18 protein-coding genes and 1 pseudogene are annotated in these 19,925 nt (G+C 58.4%); 11 read left to right on the plus strand and 8 right to left on the minus strand.

Features of this window, described 5'->3' with window-relative positions; all coding sequences use genetic code 11:
- Positions 1-144 precede the first annotated feature (144 nt).
- The gene (locus EAO82_RS12185; RefSeq protein WP_096344886.1) at positions 145-885 is read right to left on the minus strand and encodes an SDR family oxidoreductase; all 741 of its coding nucleotides are present in this window, start codon (positions 883-885) and stop codon (positions 145-147) included.
- A gap of 34 nt (positions 886-919) precedes the next feature.
- Positions 920-1,831 carry an AraC family transcriptional regulator gene (locus EAO82_RS12190; protein ID WP_096344887.1) on the minus strand — a complete coding sequence of 304 codons (912 nt, stop codon included), beginning with the start codon at positions 1,829-1,831 and terminating at the stop codon, positions 920-922.
- A gap of 290 nt (positions 1,832-2,121) precedes the next feature.
- Between EAO82_RS12190 and EAO82_RS12195 the strand changes: the two genes are divergently transcribed.
- Together EAO82_RS12195 and EAO82_RS12200 are read left to right on the plus strand one after the other, a co-directional pair.
- On the plus strand, positions 2,122-3,225 hold the full coding sequence (locus EAO82_RS12195; RefSeq protein WP_096344888.1) for a Gfo/Idh/MocA family protein: 1,104 nt from the start codon (positions 2,122-2,124) through the stop codon (positions 3,223-3,225).
- A 71-nt stretch (positions 3,226-3,296) separates the two neighbouring features.
- Complete coding sequence (locus EAO82_RS12200) at positions 3,297-4,175, plus strand: SDR family NAD(P)-dependent oxidoreductase (protein WP_096344921.1); 879 nt, start codon at positions 3,297-3,299, stop codon at positions 4,173-4,175.
- A 65-nt stretch (positions 4,176-4,240) separates the two neighbouring features.
- Here the strand turns inward: EAO82_RS12200 and EAO82_RS12205 are convergent, their stop codons facing one another.
- Positions 4,241-4,636, minus strand: coding sequence for a RidA family protein (locus EAO82_RS12205; protein ID WP_096344889.1), 396 nt, complete (start codon positions 4,634-4,636; stop codon positions 4,241-4,243).
- Positions 4,637-4,774: 138 nt separating this feature from the next.
- Here EAO82_RS12205 and EAO82_RS12210 point away from each other — a divergent pair, with 138 nt between their 5' ends.
- Positions 4,775-5,701, plus strand: a complete 927-nt coding sequence (locus EAO82_RS12210; protein ID WP_096344890.1) for a LysR family transcriptional regulator — start codon at positions 4,775-4,777, stop codon at positions 5,699-5,701.
- 2 nt (positions 5,702-5,703) lie between these two features.
- Here EAO82_RS12210 and EAO82_RS12215 read toward each other — a convergent pair whose 3' ends face one another.
- Positions 5,704-6,396 (minus strand): DUF421 domain-containing protein, encoded by a 693-nt coding sequence (locus EAO82_RS12215; RefSeq protein ID WP_096344891.1) that lies wholly within the window; start codon positions 6,394-6,396, stop codon positions 5,704-5,706.
- A 103-nt stretch (positions 6,397-6,499) separates the two neighbouring features.
- On the opposite strand from EAO82_RS12215, the pseudogene EAO82_RS21005 reads away from it, so the two are divergent.
- The 7 genes and pseudogenes from EAO82_RS21005 to EAO82_RS12245 form a co-directional block, all read left to right on the plus strand.
- Positions 6,500-6,904, plus strand: a pseudogene (locus EAO82_RS21005) (DUF1810 domain-containing protein); the annotation flags it as partial.
- Between the two features lie 24 nt (positions 6,905-6,928).
- Positions 6,929-7,561, plus strand: coding sequence for a class I SAM-dependent methyltransferase (locus tag EAO82_RS20845; protein WP_231703359.1), 633 nt, complete (start codon positions 6,929-6,931; stop codon positions 7,559-7,561).
- A 136-nt stretch (positions 7,562-7,697) separates the two neighbouring features.
- Entirely contained in the window at positions 7,698-8,186 is a 489-nt protein-coding gene (locus EAO82_RS12225; RefSeq protein WP_096344893.1) for a MarR family winged helix-turn-helix transcriptional regulator, read from the plus strand.
- A complete protein-coding gene (locus tag EAO82_RS12230) occupies positions 8,183-9,244 on the plus strand; it encodes an HlyD family secretion protein (RefSeq protein WP_096344894.1) in 1,062 nt (353 codons plus the stop codon). The genes EAO82_RS12225 and EAO82_RS12230 overlap by 4 nt, the downstream gene beginning before the upstream one ends.
- An 8-nt stretch (positions 9,245-9,252) precedes the next feature.
- Positions 9,253-10,290, plus strand: coding sequence for a DUF2955 domain-containing protein (locus tag EAO82_RS12235; RefSeq protein ID WP_096344895.1), 1,038 nt, complete (start codon positions 9,253-9,255; stop codon positions 10,288-10,290).
- 89 nt (positions 10,291-10,379) lie between these two features.
- Positions 10,380-10,781, plus strand: a complete 402-nt coding sequence (locus EAO82_RS12240; RefSeq protein WP_096344896.1) for an MbcA/ParS/Xre antitoxin family protein — start codon at positions 10,380-10,382, stop codon at positions 10,779-10,781.
- Positions 10,775-11,473 carry an RES family NAD+ phosphorylase gene (locus EAO82_RS12245; protein WP_096344897.1) on the plus strand — a complete coding sequence of 233 codons (699 nt, stop codon included), beginning with the start codon at positions 10,775-10,777 and terminating at the stop codon, positions 11,471-11,473. The genes EAO82_RS12240 and EAO82_RS12245 overlap by 7 nt, the downstream gene beginning before the upstream one ends.
- Before the next feature lie 27 nt (positions 11,474-11,500).
- Here the strand turns inward: EAO82_RS12245 and EAO82_RS12250 are convergent, their stop codons facing one another.
- From EAO82_RS12250 to EAO82_RS12260, 3 genes are all read right to left on the minus strand, one after another.
- Entirely contained in the window at positions 11,501-13,063 is a 1,563-nt protein-coding gene (locus tag EAO82_RS12250; protein ID WP_096344898.1) for a GTPase family protein, read from the minus strand.
- The gene (locus EAO82_RS12255; RefSeq protein WP_096344899.1) at positions 13,041-14,153 is read right to left on the minus strand and encodes a YcjF family protein; all 1,113 of its coding nucleotides are present in this window, start codon (positions 14,151-14,153) and stop codon (positions 13,041-13,043) included. The genes EAO82_RS12250 and EAO82_RS12255 overlap by 23 nt, the downstream gene beginning before the upstream one ends.
- Before the next feature lie 146 nt (positions 14,154-14,299).
- Complete coding sequence (locus EAO82_RS12260; protein ID WP_218838546.1) at positions 14,300-16,486, minus strand: sulfatase-like hydrolase/transferase; 2,187 nt, start codon at positions 16,484-16,486, stop codon at positions 14,300-14,302.
- A 178-nt stretch (positions 16,487-16,664) separates the two neighbouring features.
- On the opposite strand from EAO82_RS12260, the gene cptA reads away from it, so the two are divergent.
- Complete coding sequence (cptA, locus tag EAO82_RS12265) at positions 16,665-18,401, plus strand: phosphoethanolamine transferase CptA (RefSeq protein WP_096344900.1); 1,737 nt, start codon at positions 16,665-16,667, stop codon at positions 18,399-18,401.
- Positions 18,402-18,468: 67 nt separating this feature from the next.
- Here the strand turns inward: cptA and eat are convergent, their stop codons facing one another.
- On the minus strand, positions 18,469-19,908 hold the full coding sequence (gene eat / locus EAO82_RS12270) for an ethanolamine permease (RefSeq protein ID WP_096344901.1): 1,440 nt from the start codon (positions 19,906-19,908) through the stop codon (positions 18,469-18,471).
- Positions 19,909-19,925: the final 17 nt, after the last annotated feature.

Genomic DNA, 19,925 nt, shown 5'->3' on the forward strand with positions numbered 1-19,925 from the left:
GGGATATTGATACGCGTCAAATTGCACGCAAGATCCGTTGATAACGCATTTTGGAAACTCTGATTTCGATTCGTATAACCGCCGCCGAATGCACTGCTGATTGCAGCGATCCGGCGGGGTTTTACCTGGTTTGCCTGGCTGTAATCAGGTATGCGCACCGCCATCGACGTTAAGAACGGCACCGGTTATTTGCTTGGCTGCTGGGCTGGCGAAAAAGACCACGGCAGCGGCGATGTCCTCCGGCTTACCGTAACGGCCCAACGGCATTATTGACCGTTGCAAATCAGCGAATTCGCCGGTCGCGGGGTTCATGTCGGTATCCGTTGAGCCTGGCTGAACCAGATTGACGGTTATATCTTTTGGGCCAAGCTCGCGGGCCAGGCCGCGGTTGAAAGCGTGCAGGGCAGATTTCGTCATCGCGTAAACGGTGGCACCTTCACCCACCATGCGTTCCGCCAGTACCGAACCGATAGTGATGATGCGACCGCCGGATTGGATGTATGCCATTGCCGCCTGCGAGGCGAGCACGGGTGCACGCACGTTCACGTCCAGCAGGGCGTCAATGTCTTTGACGCTGACATCGGCAATCGCAGCGTACAGCGCGATGCCGGCGTTGTTGACGAGAATGTCCAGGCCGCCGAGGGCTTCGGCGGCTTCCTTCACCGAGCGTTTTACTGCATCGGGATCTGCACTGTCTGCCTGTATGGCTATGGCATTGCGGCCCTTGGCTTTGATCGCACGCACTACGTCGGCGGCGCTGTCGGCAGAGCGTTCGTAGGTGATGGCGACGTCCGCGTCCTTGTCAGCCAATGCCAGGGCAATGGCTGCGCCGATACCACGTGATGCACCAGTTACCAGCGCACGCTTACCCGTTAATTCGCTCATGATTTACCCCTTTCCGTAATGAATGATAAAAGTCTCAAGCTGTCTGCCGGTGCTGAACAGGTTCGCGAGCCAGTGTGGCGCGCAGCGCCGCAGCATCATTGGTCGGCGTGAGGTTAAACAACCGACGATAGTCGCGGTTGAACTGGGAAATGCTCTCGTAACCCACATCATAGGCGACGCCGGAAATAGTGCTGGCGGCGGACAGGCTGCGGCGGGCTTCCTGTAGGCGTACGCGTTTCTGAAATTGCACAGGCGTCATCGAGGTCACAGCCTTGAAGTGCCGATAGAAGCTCGGCACGCTCATATTGGCTTCGGCGGCAAGGTCGGTGATGCTGAGGTTCTCGTTGAAATGTTCTCTGATCCAGGCAGTAGTGCGCCCGATGCGAGTGGCGTGGCCATTGGCAAAAGCGAGCTGGCTGAGCATGGGTCCGTGTTCGCTGTGCAGCAGGTGCCAGACGATCTCGCGGCGAATCATGGGCGCCATCACGGCTCTGTCCCGAGGCTGATCAATCAACGATACCAGCCGTATCAGCGGGTCGATCAAGGCCGGGTCGAGGGCATATTTTCCAGCTACTGGAATATTACGCCACTCCACGCTGGGGCCGCTTTGCTCGCGCAGTAGCTCGGCGACCACCGTAGGGTCTATCTCCAGATGAATTGCCAGGTAGGGCGCTGCGGGGCTGGCCTTGGTGACCTGGGAGGTGACCGGCACATCCGCAGCGCACAGCAGCGATTCGCCTGCGGCGTAATGAAAGGGTGTTTCACCCACCATCAGTTCCTTCACGCCACGCGCAACCAACCCGAAGGAAGGCTGGTACATGGAGTGGCCTATCTCGGTGGGGGCATCGGTACGGCCGACCTTCAGGCCGTCGATGGGCGTGACGTAGTCATGGCGGGCGTGATGTTCAATCACGTTTAACAGTTCAGAAAAGTCCGGTTTGATCATCAGTGACAATCCTTCGGCGAAGGGTCGCAGCTCGGGTAGAGCAGATTCTGTCAGGCGGCAGCCTTTCAGCGGTTATGCCCTTTAGTAAAGCACCCGCGCGCGCAGACGCACTATGCAGATCCTCTCGCGGATATGCCTAATCCCCCGCATATGTGCGGAGGTTGAGCGCAAATGAGAAAGGCGGGCAGGTCGCTGAGAGTATTTGCATAGGGTCCTTGACCACAGTTTCCTTACGCTTCTGGTCATGGCGCTGATCGGCGCTTGATGACAGACAATCTGGAGCGTAGCCCATGTCAAACAGACAATTTCGCGTTGGTATTATTGGAGCAGACACGCAGGCAAGTTGGGCCGGGGCCTCACATGTGCCGGCGCTGCAATCGCAACCCTCACTTGTTCTAGCCGCAGTAGCCACCCGCCGGGAAGAAAGCGCGCGGGCGGCCGCCGAGGCGTTCGGCGCCGAGCGCTGGTTTGCCGACCCTTACGCCATGATCCGCGACGACAGCATTGATGTGATTACCGTCGCAGTGAAGGTGCCAGCCCACCGGGAACTGGTGCTGGCAGCGCTGGCCGCTGGTAAAGCGGTGTACTGCGAATCGCCACTCGGCTCATCCTTGGCCGAAACCGAGGAGATGGCCACTGCTGCCGAGGGCCTGCATACCGCTATCGGCCTGCAAGGCCGGCATAACCCTGCCGTGCGCCGCGCCGCTGAATTGGTCGCGTCTGGCAAGCTCGGGCGGCTGCTGATGTCAGCCCGGGTGGATGCGACCACCTTTGGCTACGGACCACAATCGCCCAGCCAGTATGACTACTTCAACAAGGCCGCGTCTGGCGCGAGCTTTATGACCATTACTACCGGGCATGTGCTGGATGTGATCGAAGCCGTGCTGGGTCGGATCACTGAAGTGGATGCGCGCACCGAGCTGCTCTGGCCGGAGATCGAGATCGTGGACCTGGGCCAGACCTCGGTCCGCGAAATTCCCGACCATGTGGATCTGATCGGCAAGACTGCCAGCGGTGCGCCGGTGTCGGTCCAGGTGCTGGCAGGTGTGGCGCCGGAACAGGCGAACTTCAGCTTTGAGATTCGTGGCGCGGAAGGTTGGTTGCGTCTATCCGGCAAGCATATGGCAGGCGTGCAGGTGGGTGATCTGACGCTGGAGTCCAGTGCCGAGTTCGACGCACCCGATGCGCCGGTCGCCAACGGGGTAGGGCCAACCGCTGCCGATTTCTGGAATGGTGCGGCGATCAATGTAGGCGAGGTTTACGCCTATCTGGTTCGTGACCTTGCTGCGGGCACTCATACAACACCAGGTTTTGCTCACGCTTTGCATAACAGTCGCCTGGTGGAAGCGGTGGAACGGGCGGCGCAGACCGGAAAGCGCCAGCGCGTGTTCTGAAGAGCCTTTGACTATCAACAGAAACATTAACCATCAACGCCAGCATGCTGGCCAACCCGTTGGAGAAGATCATGCAAGAAGAAACCAGCTTTTCACTCAGCAGACGCAAGATCCTGATCGGTGCCTCTATCGGCGCTGCGGCTCTGGCTGCACCGTCGATTGCCGGCGCCCAAACAACCAGCGCAGGACCTAAAACGGAGGATCCTTTGGCTCACGATTTAACCGGGAAGCGTGCCCTGGTTACCGGCGCCTCTCGCGGCATTGGTGCGGGTATCGCGCTGGCGTTGGCAGATCGCGGCGCGGATGTGGTTATCACTTATCTGCAATCCACTGACATGGCGGCCGAGATCGTCCGCATCATCGAATCAAAAGGGCGCCGCGCTCTGGCTGTTCAGGCAGACAGTGGCGATCCCGCTGCCGTGAGGCGTTCCATTGATGAGACGGTGAAGACTCTCGGCGGTCTGGATATTCTGGTCAACAATGTGGGTATTGCCCGCTCCGCGCCGTTGGAAGAAATGACCTTCGCAGATATTGACGACCTGCTGAGCGTCAACAGTCGCGCTGCGGTGTTGGCTTCGCAGGCCGCTATTCCGCACCTAAAAGATGGCGCGCGCATCATTACCATTGGCTCGTGCCTGGCCGAGCGTGTGCCTTATCCAAATCTGACGGTGTATTCGATGTCCAAATCGGCGCTGCTTGCGTTTACTCGCGGCTTGGCGCGCGAACTGGGTCCACGCAATATCACCGTCAATCTGATCCAGCCGGGGCCGATTGATACGGATCAGAATCCGGCGGATGGCGATTGGGCCGAAGCCAACACGCGACTGACTGCGCTAGGACGTTATGGTAACCCGTCGGACATTGCCGCTGCAGTGAGCTTTCTGGCGAGCCCGGCGGCGCAGTTCATGACCGGTTCGGTGATGACGGTGGATGCCGGATTCAACGCTTGAGAAGCGCTACTCCAAACAAAAAAGGGCCTGACGTTGTGTCGGCCCTTTTTTGTGGTCGCTGCGACTTACTCAGGCACCTTGGCGATCACCTTGATCTCAAAATCGAAGCCTGCCAGCCAGGTCACGCCCACGCAGGTGATGTTAGGGTATGGGGCTTCGCCCCAGTGGTCTTTCACTACTACGGGCCAGATGCTTTCAAAGCGTGATTGTGGATCGACGATAAACACGGTCACGTCTACCACATCCTCAAAGCTGCTGCCGGCGGCTTCCAGGATGCCATTGAGGTTCTTGAATGCCAGCGCGACCTGAGCCAACAGGTCCGGCTCGGGAGTGCCATCGGCTTTGCTACCAACCTGCCCGGAGACGAACAGGAAGCCATTGGAGCGAATGGCCGGTGAATAGTGGTGCTGTTCGTACAGAGCATGGCGCCCGGGTGGGAAAACGACATCACGTTGTGACATAACTACCTCCAACATCAGTTTGGGGGCCGTGGTGACCCGATGCAGCTACTCTAGGAGCTTGCGTCTGGCGGATAAACTGGCGAGAGTAATCAGCACTGTTTGCGAATTCCAAACAATCAACCGGCTAGCGGGGCAGAAATGGACCGTTTTGATGCAATGCAGGCGTTTGCCCGGGTGGTAGAGGCGGGCAGCTTTACCAAGGCGGCCGAAACGCTGCACATGAGCAAGACCACGGTCACGCATCTGGTGCAGCAACTCGAGACACGGTTACGGGTCAAGCTGCTCAACCGCACCACGCGCAAGGTTAACGTGACGGCCGATGGCGCAGTGTATTACCAGCGGGTAATACATTTGCTGGCTGAAATGCATGACGCTGAAACCAGCCTGTCCGGCGCGTCGGCAACGCCCAGAGGGCGGCTACGGGTGGATGTGCCGAGCCCCTTGGCTCGGATGATTCTGATACCGTCACTGCCGCAGTTCTATGCGCGCTACCCGGAGATTCAGATCGACATGGGGGTGAGCGATCGGATTGTCGACATGATTGATGAGAACGTCGATTGCGTGGTGCGCGGCGGCGAACTGACGGACCTCTCGCTGATGGCCCGGCGGGTGGCCGATCTACAGCTTGGCGTGTTCGCCGCGCCTGCCTATCTGCAAACCTGCGGCAGACCAGAACACCCGCTGGAACTGGAGCGCTCCGAGCACCACACCGTGGGCTTTCTATGGGCGCGCACCGGGCGAGCCTTGCCGTACAGCTTGCAGCGGGGCGATGAGCAATTGCAGGTCAAGGCGCAGTACCGCCTGGCTGTGGATGATGGCAATGCCTATCTGGCGGCCGGGTTGGCGGGGCTGGGCATCATCTGGCTGCCAACCTACATGTCTGCACCGCACGTTGCGCGTGGCGAGCTGGTGGCATTGTTCGAGGATTGGACGCTGGACTCAATGCCGCTCTATATAGCCTATCCGCCCAACCGGCATATCAGCCTTAAATTGCGCGTATTTATCGACTGGGCTGCTGAGCTGCTGGCGGAGCATGCGCCGGTCGTCCATCGGCCTATCACATAATTTCAACGTATACGTTTATGGCTCAACGCGGGCGACCAGATGTCATTATCGCAGCGGGGGCATCGCGCTGTCTGCTGGCTTTCAATGTGCTGCGTATGTGCGCAGCTAACACAAGCATGTATACCGCTGTCGGGTATCTGCTGGTAAACAGAGCGATGCTCTGGAGGTAGCACGGACAGCCCCGGCTTGACGTCTTCTGATGAATAATAATACAGGCTTACGTCGCCATCGGTTTCAAGAATGCCCAAACGTACCTGGCCCAGGTGTTCTACACCTAGTTGGCGCAGCTCCATGAAAAACTCGCCTGCGGAGATATTCAGATGGTCCAGGCTTTTCAATTCGTACTTGCCTTCCTTGATGATGGTGACCGGTTTGCCCTCCAGCCAGCTCGAAAAGTGTTTGCTGTGCCTGGTGCCCAGAACAGTGAGACGATAAAGCACCAGTAGGGTTATAAACACCATTGCTATAGGTAATAGCGGTACATCCTCGTAAAAGGACACGTCGCCCGCGGCTGATCCTAGCGTGAGGATCATGACCAGCTCGAACAGTGACAGCTGGCGAACGCCGCGGCGTCCGCTGACTTTTAAAAACAGGAAAACGATCAGAAATGCAAAAAGGGCGCGGAAGGCCACCTCGCCCAGAAAGGCCACGGGGAAATCATCTAACAGCATGCGCTGCCAATCGAATGCGATCATAAGTGGGTCCATTCAGTTGTTTATGATAAGTGAGACCTTGAAACATGGGTTTAGATCAGTTCGCGACGCAGCCCGATGACTAAAAAGTCTAGAGAGAATGCCAATGAATGAGCTTGATAACCTGCAACGTTTTCTCGATGCGCAATCGCAAATCTACCCTGAAGCTTTAGATGAGCTTGAAGCAGGGCGCAAGACCTCGCACTGGATGTGGTTTGTGTTTCCGCAGGTGGCAGGGCTGGGGCGTAGTGACATGGCTCAGCGTTACGCGATTGCCGATACTGACGAGGCTCGCGCCTATATTGGTCACCCAGTGCTTGGACCCCGACTGGAAGCCTGTGCGCAGGCTTTGCTCGGCTGGCGCGAGCGTTCGGCGACGGAGATCATGGGATCACCGGATGACATGAAGCTGCGCTCCAGCATGACGCTGTTCGCGCTGGCAGCACCGCAAAAACGGATTTTCCTCCAGGTGTTGCAAGCGTTCTTTGCAGGGCAGCCGGACGAGCGCACATTGGAACTGCTGGGCGCAACTGAGTTGCCTGAACCCCAGGACGAATTAGCCGGGCTGGCGCGACAAACGCTGGCGCACTACGAGCAAAACGCCGAGGGCTTTCGTGAGGGCACGCGCGATCACGATGTAAGCCAGAACATTGATGCCTTGCTGCGCAATATCCACGCACCTGCGCCGTTGCAGATACTCGATATGGGCTGTGGGCCGGGGCGTGATTTGCGCACCTTCAAGGCCATGGGGCATGTGCCAGTCGGACTGGACGGCTGTGAACGCTTTGTCGAGATGGCCCGGCAAGACAGCGGCTGTGAAGTCTGGCTGCAAGATTTTCTCGCGCTGGATCTACCGGCAGAACGCTTTGATGGCATCTTCGCCAACGCGACCCTGTTTCACATCCCCAGCAAGATTCTGCCCGCCGCGTTACGGCAGCTGTACCAGAGCCTCAAGCCCGGCGGCGTGCTGTTTAGCTCCAACCCGCGCGGCGAGGATCAGGAAGGCTGGACCGGGGATCGCTATGCCGCTTATTACCGTCTGGAAACCTGGCGGGCATTCATGCAGGCAGCGGGGTTTGTCGAGATTGAACATTATTACCGGCCTGCCGGGCTGCCACGCGAGCAGCAACCCTGGCTGGCAAGCGTATGGCGGCGTAACCCGGACTGAAAACCATTGCTTCACCTTGCGCCTCTCTGAGTGCCCCGAATACCTCTGGAACAAAATAAAGGTTAGCTTGCTAAATATACTTGCGGGTGTAGAATATATTCATTAGCAAGCTAACTACTTATTTCCGGAGACCAGAATGACAACTCCCACCGAACCTCAACTCTCGCTACATGAAACGCTTAAACCCTCGATGGGCGCAGCGCTCGGTCGTGTGCATCGCCTATGGCGCGCGGCAATCAATCAGGCAGTGGGGGAGCTGGGCATGACCGAGGCCCGCTGGGCGGTGATGATGCATCTGGACAAGATGGGTGAGGGCTGCACCCAGCAGGTGCTGGCGACCGAATTGGCGATCGAGATGCCATCGCTGACTCGCACGCTGAACCAGCTTGAGCAACAACAATTGATTGAGCGTCGCCGGGACAAGACGGATCGCCGCGTGCATTGCCTGTGGTTCACCGAACAGGGCCGTGAGCAGGTAGAGCTGCTGGCGGTGCACATTGCCCAGGTACGCAAGGATATTTACCAGGGGCTGTCCGACCAGCAACTGGATGCCTTTGCTGAAGTGTTGCTGAGTATGGAGCACAACGTGCGGGAGCTGTTGAATAACCCGGAGGAAAGCGCATGACACCGGATCTGCTTTTTGCGCGCTGGGTGCGCGCTGCCCTGGTCATGTTTGCCGTGGCCTTCGGTTATTTTCTTGCAGCTGATCTATGGATGCCGTTGACGCCACAGGCCCGCGTCATGCACCCGGTCGTGCGGGTAGCGCCGCAGGTCAGCGGCCAGGTGCTCGATGTGCGGATCGCCAACAACCAGCACGTGGAGGCCGGCGAGGTGCTGTTCACCATTGACGCTCGCCCGTACCAGTTGGCGGTAGATCAGGCGCAACTGACATTGGAGGCAGCCGAACGCGACAATACCGGCTACGACGCTTCATTGGCAGCCGCGGAGGCCGAGGTAAGGTCGGCGCGGGTCCAGGTCAATGAACTGGAGCGTGAACACAAACGTCTGGCCAAACTGGTCGCCAGTCAGAACGTGTCACAGCAGCTGTATGAGCAAACTCAGTCCAATTACCAGGCGGCGCAAGCGAGCCTGGCCAGCGCCAAGGCCCGCGCCGAGCAACTGCGGGTGCAGCGCGGCCTGACCGATGAAGACAACCTGCGGCTGCGGCAGGCGCGCAACGACCTGGAGCGTGCTGAGCTGCAATTCAGCTACACCGAGGTGCGCGCGCAAACCCCGGGCATTGTCTCCAATCTGCAGATCAAACCAGGCACCTTTGCGACTGCGGGCAGTTCGCTAGTGGCACTGGTCAGTGACGACGCGGACGTCATTGCCGACTTCCGCGAAAAGTCATTGGTGCACCTGACCCGTGGTGAAGCGGCGGCCATTGTATTCGATGCCTTGCCTGGGGAAGTCTTTGCGGCGCATGTCTCAGAGCTGGATGCCGGCACCCAGCAAGGCCAGTTGTTGCCCGACGGGAGCCTGGCTGCACCGGAAGTATCGGACCGTTGGGTGCGTGATGCTCAGCGCCAACGTATTCATCTGCAGCTGGAAACCCCGGAGATACTCTCGCAACTTCCCTCGGGCGCGCGGGCGACCGTGCAGCTTCACCCGGTCGACGGCCTGGCTGAGCTGTTTGGGAGCGTGCAGATTCGGCTGATCAGCCTCATGCATTACGTTTACTGAGGCCGGCGATGAAACCCATACTGCTTTTCAGTAAAATCCGATTGGACGCCAACGATGTGCGCCAATGCCTGCGCATTGCCTTTGGCGGCACGCTGGGCTTTCTGCTCTGCAAGGTGATGGGCTGGAATTACGGCGCCTTCTTTGTGGTTCAGCCGATATTGCTGCTGGCCATGGTGCCGACGCTGAACGCCCATGTAATGCGTCAGTTTCTGGCCAACATGTTGCTGGTGAGCTTTGCCGTGTTGGTGATTCAGGGGTTGTTTGGTGACAAGCCGGTGCCTATGACGCTACTGGTGATCGCCATGTTCGCGTTCTTGTTTCGCGAGATGAGCCGCGGGCCCAATTTCCTGTTTGGTGCGATGGTTATCGTAAACATGTCGATGCAGCTACATTTTGCCAGCTACCCGACGGCGGACGTCGGCGACATCGTTGCCTCAAACCTTGTGGCGTTGCTGACTACGCTGTTCATCGCCATGTTGATGCAGGTGCTGTTTGCCGATGTGGCGCCGCGTCAGCCGCAGCAAATGCAGAGCAAGCCGTTAACCAATCAGCGCCATGAAGTGATTCTGGCCACCACGGTCGCGACGCTGTCGTTTATCGTGTTTCAAGTATTCAATCTGCAAGGCGGGCTTTCGGCGCAGGTCGCCAGCATTCTTGTGCTATTCCCGTTGAACTGGAAGGGCGCCGGCCCCGCAGGATGGAATCGCGCCCTGGGCACACTGGTGGGCTGTAATGTCGGCTTGATTGTGCAGTTTGTGCTGATGGATCACTTCGACATATTGCCCTTTGTGGCCGTCGGGCTCTGGCTCAGCCTGATGTTGTTCGCCCGGGTACATCTGCTTGAGGGTGGTACCGGTGCGGGCATGGCGGCGATGACCACCATGGCCATCCTGTTCGGCCAATATTTGTCGCCTCGGCAAGATCTGTTTTACAGCGACCTGTACCGTTTCTTTTCATTAGGCATCGCCGTGTCGCTGTCACTTATTGCAGTCTATTTGATGCATTTGCTGTTGAATCGATTTACGCCTACGCGACTTCAGGTTTAGTCAGGCTGCAGATAAGCTGCGTAAGTATTTGCAAATACGTTATATGCAAACTAGTATCTGTAGATATAAATAGTTGTCAGGACAATGTTATGCTCGCAAATCCCATTGCTGCACCCGATAAAACCGCATCAGCTACCGGCCTGCGGACTGCCGTTGCCATCCTGGATAGATGGGGTGCGACCGGGGAGCAGGGCGAGGCGATATTGCGCGTGTCGCACAGTACTTATGCCAGGGCCAAGCGCAAGGACGGGTTGGCGTCGATCAATCTGGATCGCGACCAACTGACGCGGGTCAGCTTTGTATTGAACATGCATGCGGCGCTGCGGACGATTTTTGATAACCCGGAAAACCTCTACGGCTTTATGCGCATGCCCAACGACAACGCGTTTTTCTTTGGCCGCTCGCCGCTGGAGGTGATGGGCGAGGGCGATATTGTCGCGGTGTATGAAACCTTCCGGCGCATCGATGCGTTGCGGGGTGGCCAGTGGTAGCGGTGACTGAGCTGCCGGTGCTGCCGGCCAACACGGTAAGGGCGTATCGCCTGGTGCATTCCAAGTTTCCGCCGATTGCAATCTTTGACGATGTAGCGAACGAGGAAGAGTTCGAGCAGTTGTATGCGCTGCAATCCTTGACCAATCCGCGCATGCTCAGCCAGGCCGGTAGCCTTGAATTGCTGCCGCGTGGCGACATCCCCTTCGGCATCCAGGGCTGCTCCTATGCGGCGGCGCCCTTTACCCACGTGAACCCGGAAGGCTCGCGCTTCAGCGATGGCAGTTTCGGCGTACTGTATCTGGCGGATTCGATGGATACCGCGATCGCCGAAGTGCGCTATCACCAGCAGGCTTACTGGTCGCGCGTGGCAGATCTGCGCTACGAACGCTTTGTGTTCCGCGGCCTGACCACGCGCTTTGATGAGGCGGGTGCGCTGGACGTCTTGACGGTGCCGCGTAACGATCCGATCTATGCACCCGACAACTATAGCGCGTCGCGCGTACTCGGCCGCAGCGCGGTGGATGCGGCAGCCACGGCGTTGCGTTACCACTCGGTGCGCCAGCCTGAAGGCGTCTGTTGGGGGCTATTCACGCCTCGCCAGGTCAAATCGGTAGTGCAGACAGCGCATTACGAGATGATCTGGAGTGGTGAGATTGCGGCGGTGCATAAGCTGTCTACGCATATCGGCTGATCCCGCTGGGCAGAGTTGCGCTGCTGCCTATTTCTCCCGCCGCATCAAATCCACTAACGACCCTGCCGCTTGCCGCGCGCGCTTCCATTCCCTTGATGCAGAAAACTTGCTGGCTTCACGCCGTTTGCGGTTCAGCTGCACGTTGATGGCCTTGTCATAGCGCTTGCTCAGCAGCGCGCGCAGGGTGTCGACGTTGTATTGCTCGCGCTCGGGCGAGACGCACACTGGCAGTATGTCGTCGAGCTGCAGTACGTCCTGATTGAAATCCAGCGCTTCGCGGATCAGTTCGGCCTTGCTGCCAGGCTCGGGGCTGTCCAGCTCGTAGGGCGGCTGCCATTCGTTCTGAATGCCCAGGCGGTCAACCTGATTGAGCAGGCCTATCAGCGGCGGCGGCTGGTAGTCGATGCGCTTGCTGTGCCACTGGCGGAAATGTTCACCGAATTCCTGGTCAAGCTTGCGCGCTGGTTGATTGGCGCGCAGTACCCAGAGCACCATATCGGCTTGGATCATTTCCTCGAACAACACCTTCTCGATCTTGGCGTCGCCGTTCAGGCCGGGCAGATCGAGCAGGCGCAGGAAGGGAATGCCATCAACCTTGCATTCGTATACCAGCCCGCGGTCGGTTGAGGGCAGGGCGCTGGTCTCGGCTTGCCAGCCTTCGGTCAGAGCATTGATCACCGAAGACTTGCCGGCACCGGTCTGGCCGATCAGGCAGACGCGCACCGGTTCGGGACGGCCAACGGTGCGCTCGTCATCCTTGCGTGTGGCGGCGGTAACCGTCAGCTCGTCATCATCAAAACGAAAGTGGCCACCATACAGATCAATCGCCGAGCGCAGTACTTCGAGCATCAGCAGGCGCTTCATGCGTTGCTGCATTTCGTCGCTGAGCCCTTCAAATGATTGCCCCAGGGCCTGGCTGCCGAGTTCGGCGAGCATGCCCTCCGGGGTGAGCATGCGCACCTTGCGGTAAACGTTGACCAGCGTCATGGCCGGCGCGAACTGGTCGGCTTTCTCTTCCAGCCAGAGTACGTGGGACACCTTCAGATGGTTGATGCCGGGGACGTTGTTTCTCAGCGTGCTGCGGTAGCGCTGGGTAAGCTGCTCAGTGATCGCCAGCAAGGCGATGGGGGAAAAAGCCCATTCGGAGTGGCGTTTGCCCTTGCCGTATTGCGCAGCGACGCTGCGGGCCAACACCAGGGCGCTTTCAGGTACGTCGCGCCAGGTTTCGGTGCCTTGTACCAGAGTAATCACCTCCGGCAGTAGCTCCTGCTGCACCTGTTTGTCCCAGGGGGTCCAGTAAGCTGGCGTCTCCACCTCTTTTTCCAGGCTGGCTTCGAGACTGGCTTCGATCTGCGGGGCGTTCTTGCGCCGACGACGGGCGGCGAGGAAGTAGGGCACCATCGACGCCAGGGTCAATAGCCCAAGCAGGCCGACAAAGGTCAGAATGTAGTTGTAGCGAAAGATCGCATATAGGCCGAAGAACGCCAGCAAAGCGATGGGCAGCAATATGGCGATCAGCAAGAAAGGCGTCAGCCTGTCAGAGAACCTGGCGGCCGAGCGCACCGCGCTAAGCGTCGTTTTTAACGTCATTTTTTGCCACTGGCATGATGTGTTCGAAGGCCTTGCGGTAGGTCGCCTTGAGCTCTTCCGCAGAGGTCGGCTCGCCGCGTTTCTTGTTGAAGAAGTAGATGCAGCCGACTCGCCCCAAGGCGTAGGTAACGCAGTAGCTGGTCACCGCAGCGGAGGCGGCGCCAACGGTCTGGCCATACACCGGGATCAGCTTGACCAGTTGCTGAATACCCAGGCGTGAAGCGTACTGAACGCCAAAGCCCACACCCAGGGTACTGACCAGTTCGGTAATCAGGCGTTTGTCCCATTCCAGCCCGTATTTGTTGGCCAGGCTATGTAGCATCTTGGTCTGGATCGTCGGCACCGTCACCAGGCCGAGGACCGGTACGGCGTCGGTGGCACCGGCTGCGCCGGCGTACCACATGATTTCAGTTTTGAGCTTCTGAAAGTTGGCTTCTTCAACGTTGCTGTTGCCCTTGCGCTCGAACAGCTCAGCGACAATCGGCAGGAAATTACCCAGCTTTTCGATCAAATCGGGAATGCCCACTGGCGTGCCGTCGCGGCCAACCAGATCAACGGCCGCATAGTCGATCTCACCCCAGATTTTTTCTACTGACTGCTGGTTGTGTAGTACGCAGCGCCGCTGTTCATCCTGGGTGTCGAGCAGTTCGATACCGGTATGCACCACCAGGGCGTTATTGATCTTGCCGGAGCGCTTGATCTGTTTGATTGCGTGCAGCAATTCCGATTGCTCGGGGTCGTCAGCGCGCATGACGATGACCAACGCGTGACTGCTGCCTTCACAGGCCTTGATATCCGCAGAAGCGTCGTACCCGGCTTCGGCCAGGCCGCGGGTATCCATGAAGGTCATGACCGGGGTGCTGGCAGGGAAGTCGTAGCGCACGGCGGTTTCGGTACAGGGGCGAAAGCCGCGACCGACTTCGATGTCGCTGTGGCCGGTGACGGCGCGGATAAAGGATGATTTGCCCGCACCGGTCTTGCCGATCAACCACAGGGTCGGCAGATGTTCGGCGCTGTACCGGAAGGCGGGTTCCAGGTCGGCCTTTTTCTCCGGGTTGAGCCGGCGATAGGCGCGTTGCAAAAAACTCATCGATGCTCCTGTTTGCGGGTGACTCGCGGTGTTGCCCTGGGCTGATGATGCCATCAACGCAAGACTACCCTATGTATGACCGCGATAACCCGCAACATTTCCTTGCGAATGCGATAACAGAGCTGTTTGCAGCGCTGCAGCTCTACTTATAGGCATTCCAGCCCCAGGTTGTCTTCGATGATCTGGCGATCTGCCGCATCGGTCTGGCCGTCCAGGTTGAAGTCGTACCAGCTGGAGCGCCCGCCGTTGAGTTGCGAGAAGTAGCTCCAGTCCTTCAGATCCTGCTCGTTGATAACACGGTCCAGATTGCCGTCGCCAGGGCAAGTGGGCTCCGAGTCAACAATGCTGTCGAGCTCGGCCAGCAGAGTATTGTAATGCTGCTGCTGTTCCGCCGTCAGCGCGGAGCGGGTGAGTAGGTCCTGTGCATCCAGGTTGTCCAGGCCCAGCTCCGAGCCGCTTTCGTTGATTTCATAGAACTCAAAGCTCTCGGTCAGACCGCCTGCATCGCAATTGGGTTCTTCCAGCTGCAGCAGCTTGAATCGGTCATCACGCACGGTGCGTTGGGTTTCGGCAAGGATGTCGAAGGGCGCTTCGCCTTCACTCACCCGGTAGGTATTCACCGCACAGCAAGAGGTGAAGGACTGGCCGGGCACGACGCCATCGTCGCCATACCAGGTGCCGCCTTCGGAGATGCACAACCCTTTTTGCGGGAACAATTGCAGGCAGATATTCACATCGGTCAGTACGCAAGGCTGCGGGATGGCGCTGGCCAGATTGCGCCCGGACATGGAGAAGTTGCTGTCCCGTATGGGTATTGCCTCGGCGCTGGCGAGGTAGGCATCCATGGGTTGTGCGTCCAGCCGGTCCGCTACTTCGGGCGCACTCAGGTCAGCACCGCCCAATGTCGCAAACAGGTGATAGAGGTCGGTGGAATTGACCATGGCACCGACGGAACGCCCAGGTTGCTCAACGGTGGCGCCGGTAACGATCAAAGGCACCCAGATACCGCCCTGATAGACAGTGCCCTTGCTGCGCGCGGGCAGGAAAGGGTCCTTGACCACCGGGCCGTAGGTACCGTTATCGCCGATAAAGGCCACGACGGTATTACTTGCCGGGTTGTATTCCAGGTCGCCGTTGGCGTTCTCGATATAGACACCCGCTGCCAACAGCACGCGGCGAATCTCGGTATCCATCGCCTCCATATTCTGATTCATCAGCTTACGTGTATCGGCGCCATTGTCACAGGCGATGCCGATATCCAGGGCGCCGGTTTCAGGTGTCAGGCTGGCCGGGGTCGGCTGCAGCGGGGCGTGTGATGCGGAATAACCAAGCGACAGCATCCAGGGTTGTTCATCGGACTGGGCCTGGATCCAGTCGATGGCAAAATTGGATTCCAACTGTGTGCGGTACAGACGCGTGGCGGGATTATCTACCTCCAACTGCTGCGATCCACTTTCTTCGCTGATGACCACTTCGGCAGTGTAATAGGCGTTCTGCCGGGTGAAGTCGAGATAGGCCGGCAACGTCGACGCGCACTGCTGATTGGGGTCAAACAAGCCGCCACGCTCCAGACACATCTTGCCCGGTACCGAGCTACCATCGGCAGTCAGCTCTTCACAGGCACCGCTGGGTTGATAGCAGGCACCGGTATCGGCACCTTGCGGGTGGTCGGTGGCCAGAGGCACAAAACCACAGGTGTAGGGCGCAGCGCTGCTGTCGAGATTGTCCAGCCCGGCAGTCACATCAATCGGCCGTGGGCCGCCATCAAAGTAGCCGGCAAAATAATCAAAGCCCAGTGCGCGAATGGCTTCGTCGCCAAAGGGGTGGTTGGCCGGATTCACATCCGAGCCGGTGACGTGAATCTTGCCGACATAAGCACTGACGTAACCTTGCTCACCCAGTACCGTGGGCAGCGAGCGCTCAAAGGGCGAGGTCTGCGAATTGGCGAAGTCGGTCGATACGATGGCGGTGTTCACATTGGTGCGCGGTGGATAACGCCCGCTGAGCAGGGCGGCCCGCGTCGTCGAGCAGGTCGGCATGGACCAGGTGTTGTTGAAGCTCACACCGGTAGCTGCCAGGCTGTCGATGGTTGGCGTAGCCGGAGGCTCCGCGCCACCGAATCCGAAGCTGGCAAGCTGATCCACGCCAACGTCATCGGCGATGATCAGAATCAGATTGGGTTTGGTGTTTTCGGGCGGTGGAGCAGCATCATTGTCGGCGGAAGAGGATCCACCGTCGCTGTCGAGACAGGCGCTCAACAGCAGGGCTGATGTGATCAGCGCCAATGCGCGCAGAAAATGTCTTTGTTTTGAGAGGCCTGAATGGCTGAACAAGAGTGGCGGCTCCTCAGAGGATCAGTGGCGCCAATATAGGCTGCAGCTGGACAAATGTATGCAGATAATTCGCGAAGCTGCCAGTAAATACTGGCCTGAAGCCAGATACGCTTAAGCCTTCCTTAAGTATCCAGCTCTATGGTGCGACGACCAATCCGTCTAACAGGCTTGCCTCACCATGCGCGCATTTGCTCGAAAACACCCAATTATCTGGGCCTACTGCTTTATCGCTTTTTTCTCATTTAGTTATCACATTCCGCTCTATTTTCTGGGATTGTCCGGCACCACCGGGCTGCGCCAGACGGTCCTGATGAGCTTTCTCTGGTTGCTGCCGGTGGTGTTGCTGCCGCGTTACTCCCGGTGGTTGCTCGCCCTGGCGGGGTTGGTAATGTGGCCCGCAGCGCTGACCTCGATCTTCTATTTCATCATTTACGGTCAGGAATTTTCGCAGAGTGCGATCTTTATCGCCTTCGAGTCAAATGCAGCTGAGAGCAGCGAGTTTATTCGCTCCTACTGGCAATGGTGGTTTGTGCCTTTGCTGCTGGTTTATAGCGCAATTCCGATCTGGATGTGGCAACAACTGCCATTGGTCAGCCTCAGCCGCCGCCAGCAAACAGCTTACGGCTCGGTGTTTGCGCTGATCGCTTTCTGGCCTTTTATCGGCACTCTGGCTGCGGCACCGCAGGCGCCAATGGCTGACGCGGCTTACCATCAGATCGTTCGCATGGAGCCCGCAGCACCATGGAACCTGGTGTTCGGTTATGTGAAATATCAACAGCAGATGGCCGACATGACCGACCTGCTGCAGCAGAACCGCAAAATCAAGCCGTTGGAGAACCTGGTGGCGGTAGAGGCGTTGCCTGACACCGTGGTGCTGGTATTGGGCGAGTCGACCAACCGCCAACGCATGAGCCTGTATGGCTATCCGCGGGAGACGACGCCGCGTCTGGATGCGTTAAACGAGAAGGGCGACCTGCTGGTGTTTCGCGATGTGGTCACGCCACGGCCCTACACCATCGAGGCATTGCAGCAGATCCTGTCCTTTGCCGACGCAAAAAGCCCGGAGCGGTTTTTCAACGAGCCGACCCTGCTCAACATGATGAAACAGGCGGGCTACGAAATTACCTGGATCACCAATCAGCAGACTCAGACACGTCGCAATACCATGCTGACGACCTTCTCGCAGATGGCAGATCATCAAGTGTATCTGAACAACAATCGGCAGCAGAATGCCCATCAATACGACGGGGACGTATTGGCACCCGTAGCCCAGGCACTGGCTTCCGGGGCAAAAAAGAAGCTGGTCATCGTCCATATGCTCGGCACCCACCGCGGTTATCACTATCGCTATCCCGACTCTTATGCTCATTTCCGCGACAACGCTGGCGCACCGGCCTGGATAACTTCCGATCTGCTGGCCGAGTACAACAGCTACGATAACGCAGTGCGCTATAACGATTTTGTGGTGGCGAGTCTGATTGATGTCGCCCGTGAGCGCGATGAGAAAAGCCTGCTGGTGTATTTTTCCGATCATGGTGAAGAAGTATTCGACAATCCGGATGAGCTGTTTACCGGCCGTAATGAGGGCGCCCCTACATCAGCGATGTATACCGTGCCATTTCTGGTCTGGACTTCCCCAGCGTTCAAGCGGGAACGGGATGTCAGCACCTGGGCGGCAGGGCAGAGTCGACCCTATTCCAATGCTCGCTTCATTCATACTTTCGCGCAGATGGTCGGGCTGAGTTTTGACCGCTTGCAGCCGCAGGACAGTCTGATATCAGCTGAATTTGTCGCATCACCCCGTTGGATCGGCGATCCACTGAACCCGAAAACATTGCGTGATTATGACGCTACGGTGAATGTGAAAAAGATCAGTGTGGCGCAAACAGTCTCGCCGGAGCCAGCAGGCATATAGCACTGCTGGCTGGGAATATCACCCGGGCGGCAAGGGGGATGCCCAGGCTACCGTCAGGATCGGTTATTCAGGCACGTGCTGTGGCGGTCACGCCAGGCAACTCCTCGGCGTCCAGGGACGATTCGGCATCCGCCAGCATCTCGAACTCTTCCTCGGCCGTTTTGGCCACCAGGTGGTGCCTGCTGTAGAAAAAGTAGTAGGCGCCGCCGACGGCAAACAGAATCAGTGTGTAATTGAACGCGCGCGGATCGAAGGCATATACACCGGTCAGTGCTACCAGCGATAACGCCAGGGCGATACCCGAGGTAACTACGCCGCCAGGTGTCCTGTAAGGGCGCGGTAGATTCGGTTGACGGACCCGTAGCAGGATATGACTGAGAGCCATCAGCGCGTAGGAGACGGTCGCACCGACCACGGCCATGGCCAGGATCAGATCGCCCTCACCGCTGAGCGATACCAGAAAGCCGAACACGCCGGGCACGATCAACGCGCGGGCTGGAACTTTGCGCGAACTGGTCAGCGATAGGGTGCGTGGCAGGTAGCCCGCGCGGGACAGGGCAAATACCAGGCGGCTGTAGCCGTAGATGATCGAGAAGAACGAGGCAATCAGACCGGCCAGACCCAGTACGTTGACCACCGTGGCCAGGGTGCTGTTGCCATTGGCGTTCAGCGCATCAACCAGAGGTACGGCGCTTTCGCCAGTTGCCTGAGCACCGGCGGAACCAGCCGTGAGCACGACTACCAGCAGCGCGGTAAATAGCAGAAAGATCATGGCGCCGATAATGCCCTTGGGTACGTCTTTGGCAGGATTTTTGGCTTCTTCGGCGGCCAAAGGCACGCCTTCTACGGCCAGGAACAGCCACATGGCAAAGGGCAGGGCAGCCCATACGCCGTACCAGCCCAGCGGCAGCGCGGTAGAGGCGCCGGCAGCGTCGGTCACGGCCATATCAAACAGGTTGTTAACGTCGAAGCTGCCCAGCAGCGCGACGCCAGTCGCGATAATCGCAAACACCGCCAGAGCGCTGATCACCATCATGGCTTTCAACGCTTCACCGACGCCGGCGAGATGCACGCCGATGAATACCAGATAGAACACGGCGTAAACCCAGGGGCCGTTAAAGCCGAGCAACTCTTGCACTGCTGATCCGATAAAAATCACGATGGCGGCCGGGGCCAGCGCGTATTCGATGAGTACGGCCAGCCCGGTCAGGAAACCGCCGGTTGGGCCCATGGCTTGCCGGGCAAAGCTGTAACCGCCGCCGGCAGCAGGAATCGCCGCGGACATTTCTGCCAGTGCCAGCACCAGAGTGAAATACATGATTGCCATCAATACCGCAGCAATCGCAAAGCCGCCCCAACCGGCCTGGCCGATACCGAAGTTCCAGCCGGCGAAGTCCCCGGAAATCACGTAGGAAACCCCGAGGCCGGCGAGCAGCAGCCACCCTGCGGTGCCTTTCTTCAATTGGCGCTTGGCCAGATAGTCACTGTCAATCTGCGTGTTTTGCATGGTTTTGTCTCTTGAAT

Source organism: Halopseudomonas pelagia (assembly GCF_009497895.1).
Lineage (GTDB): Bacteria > Pseudomonadota > Gammaproteobacteria > Pseudomonadales > Pseudomonadaceae > Halopseudomonas > Halopseudomonas pelagia_A.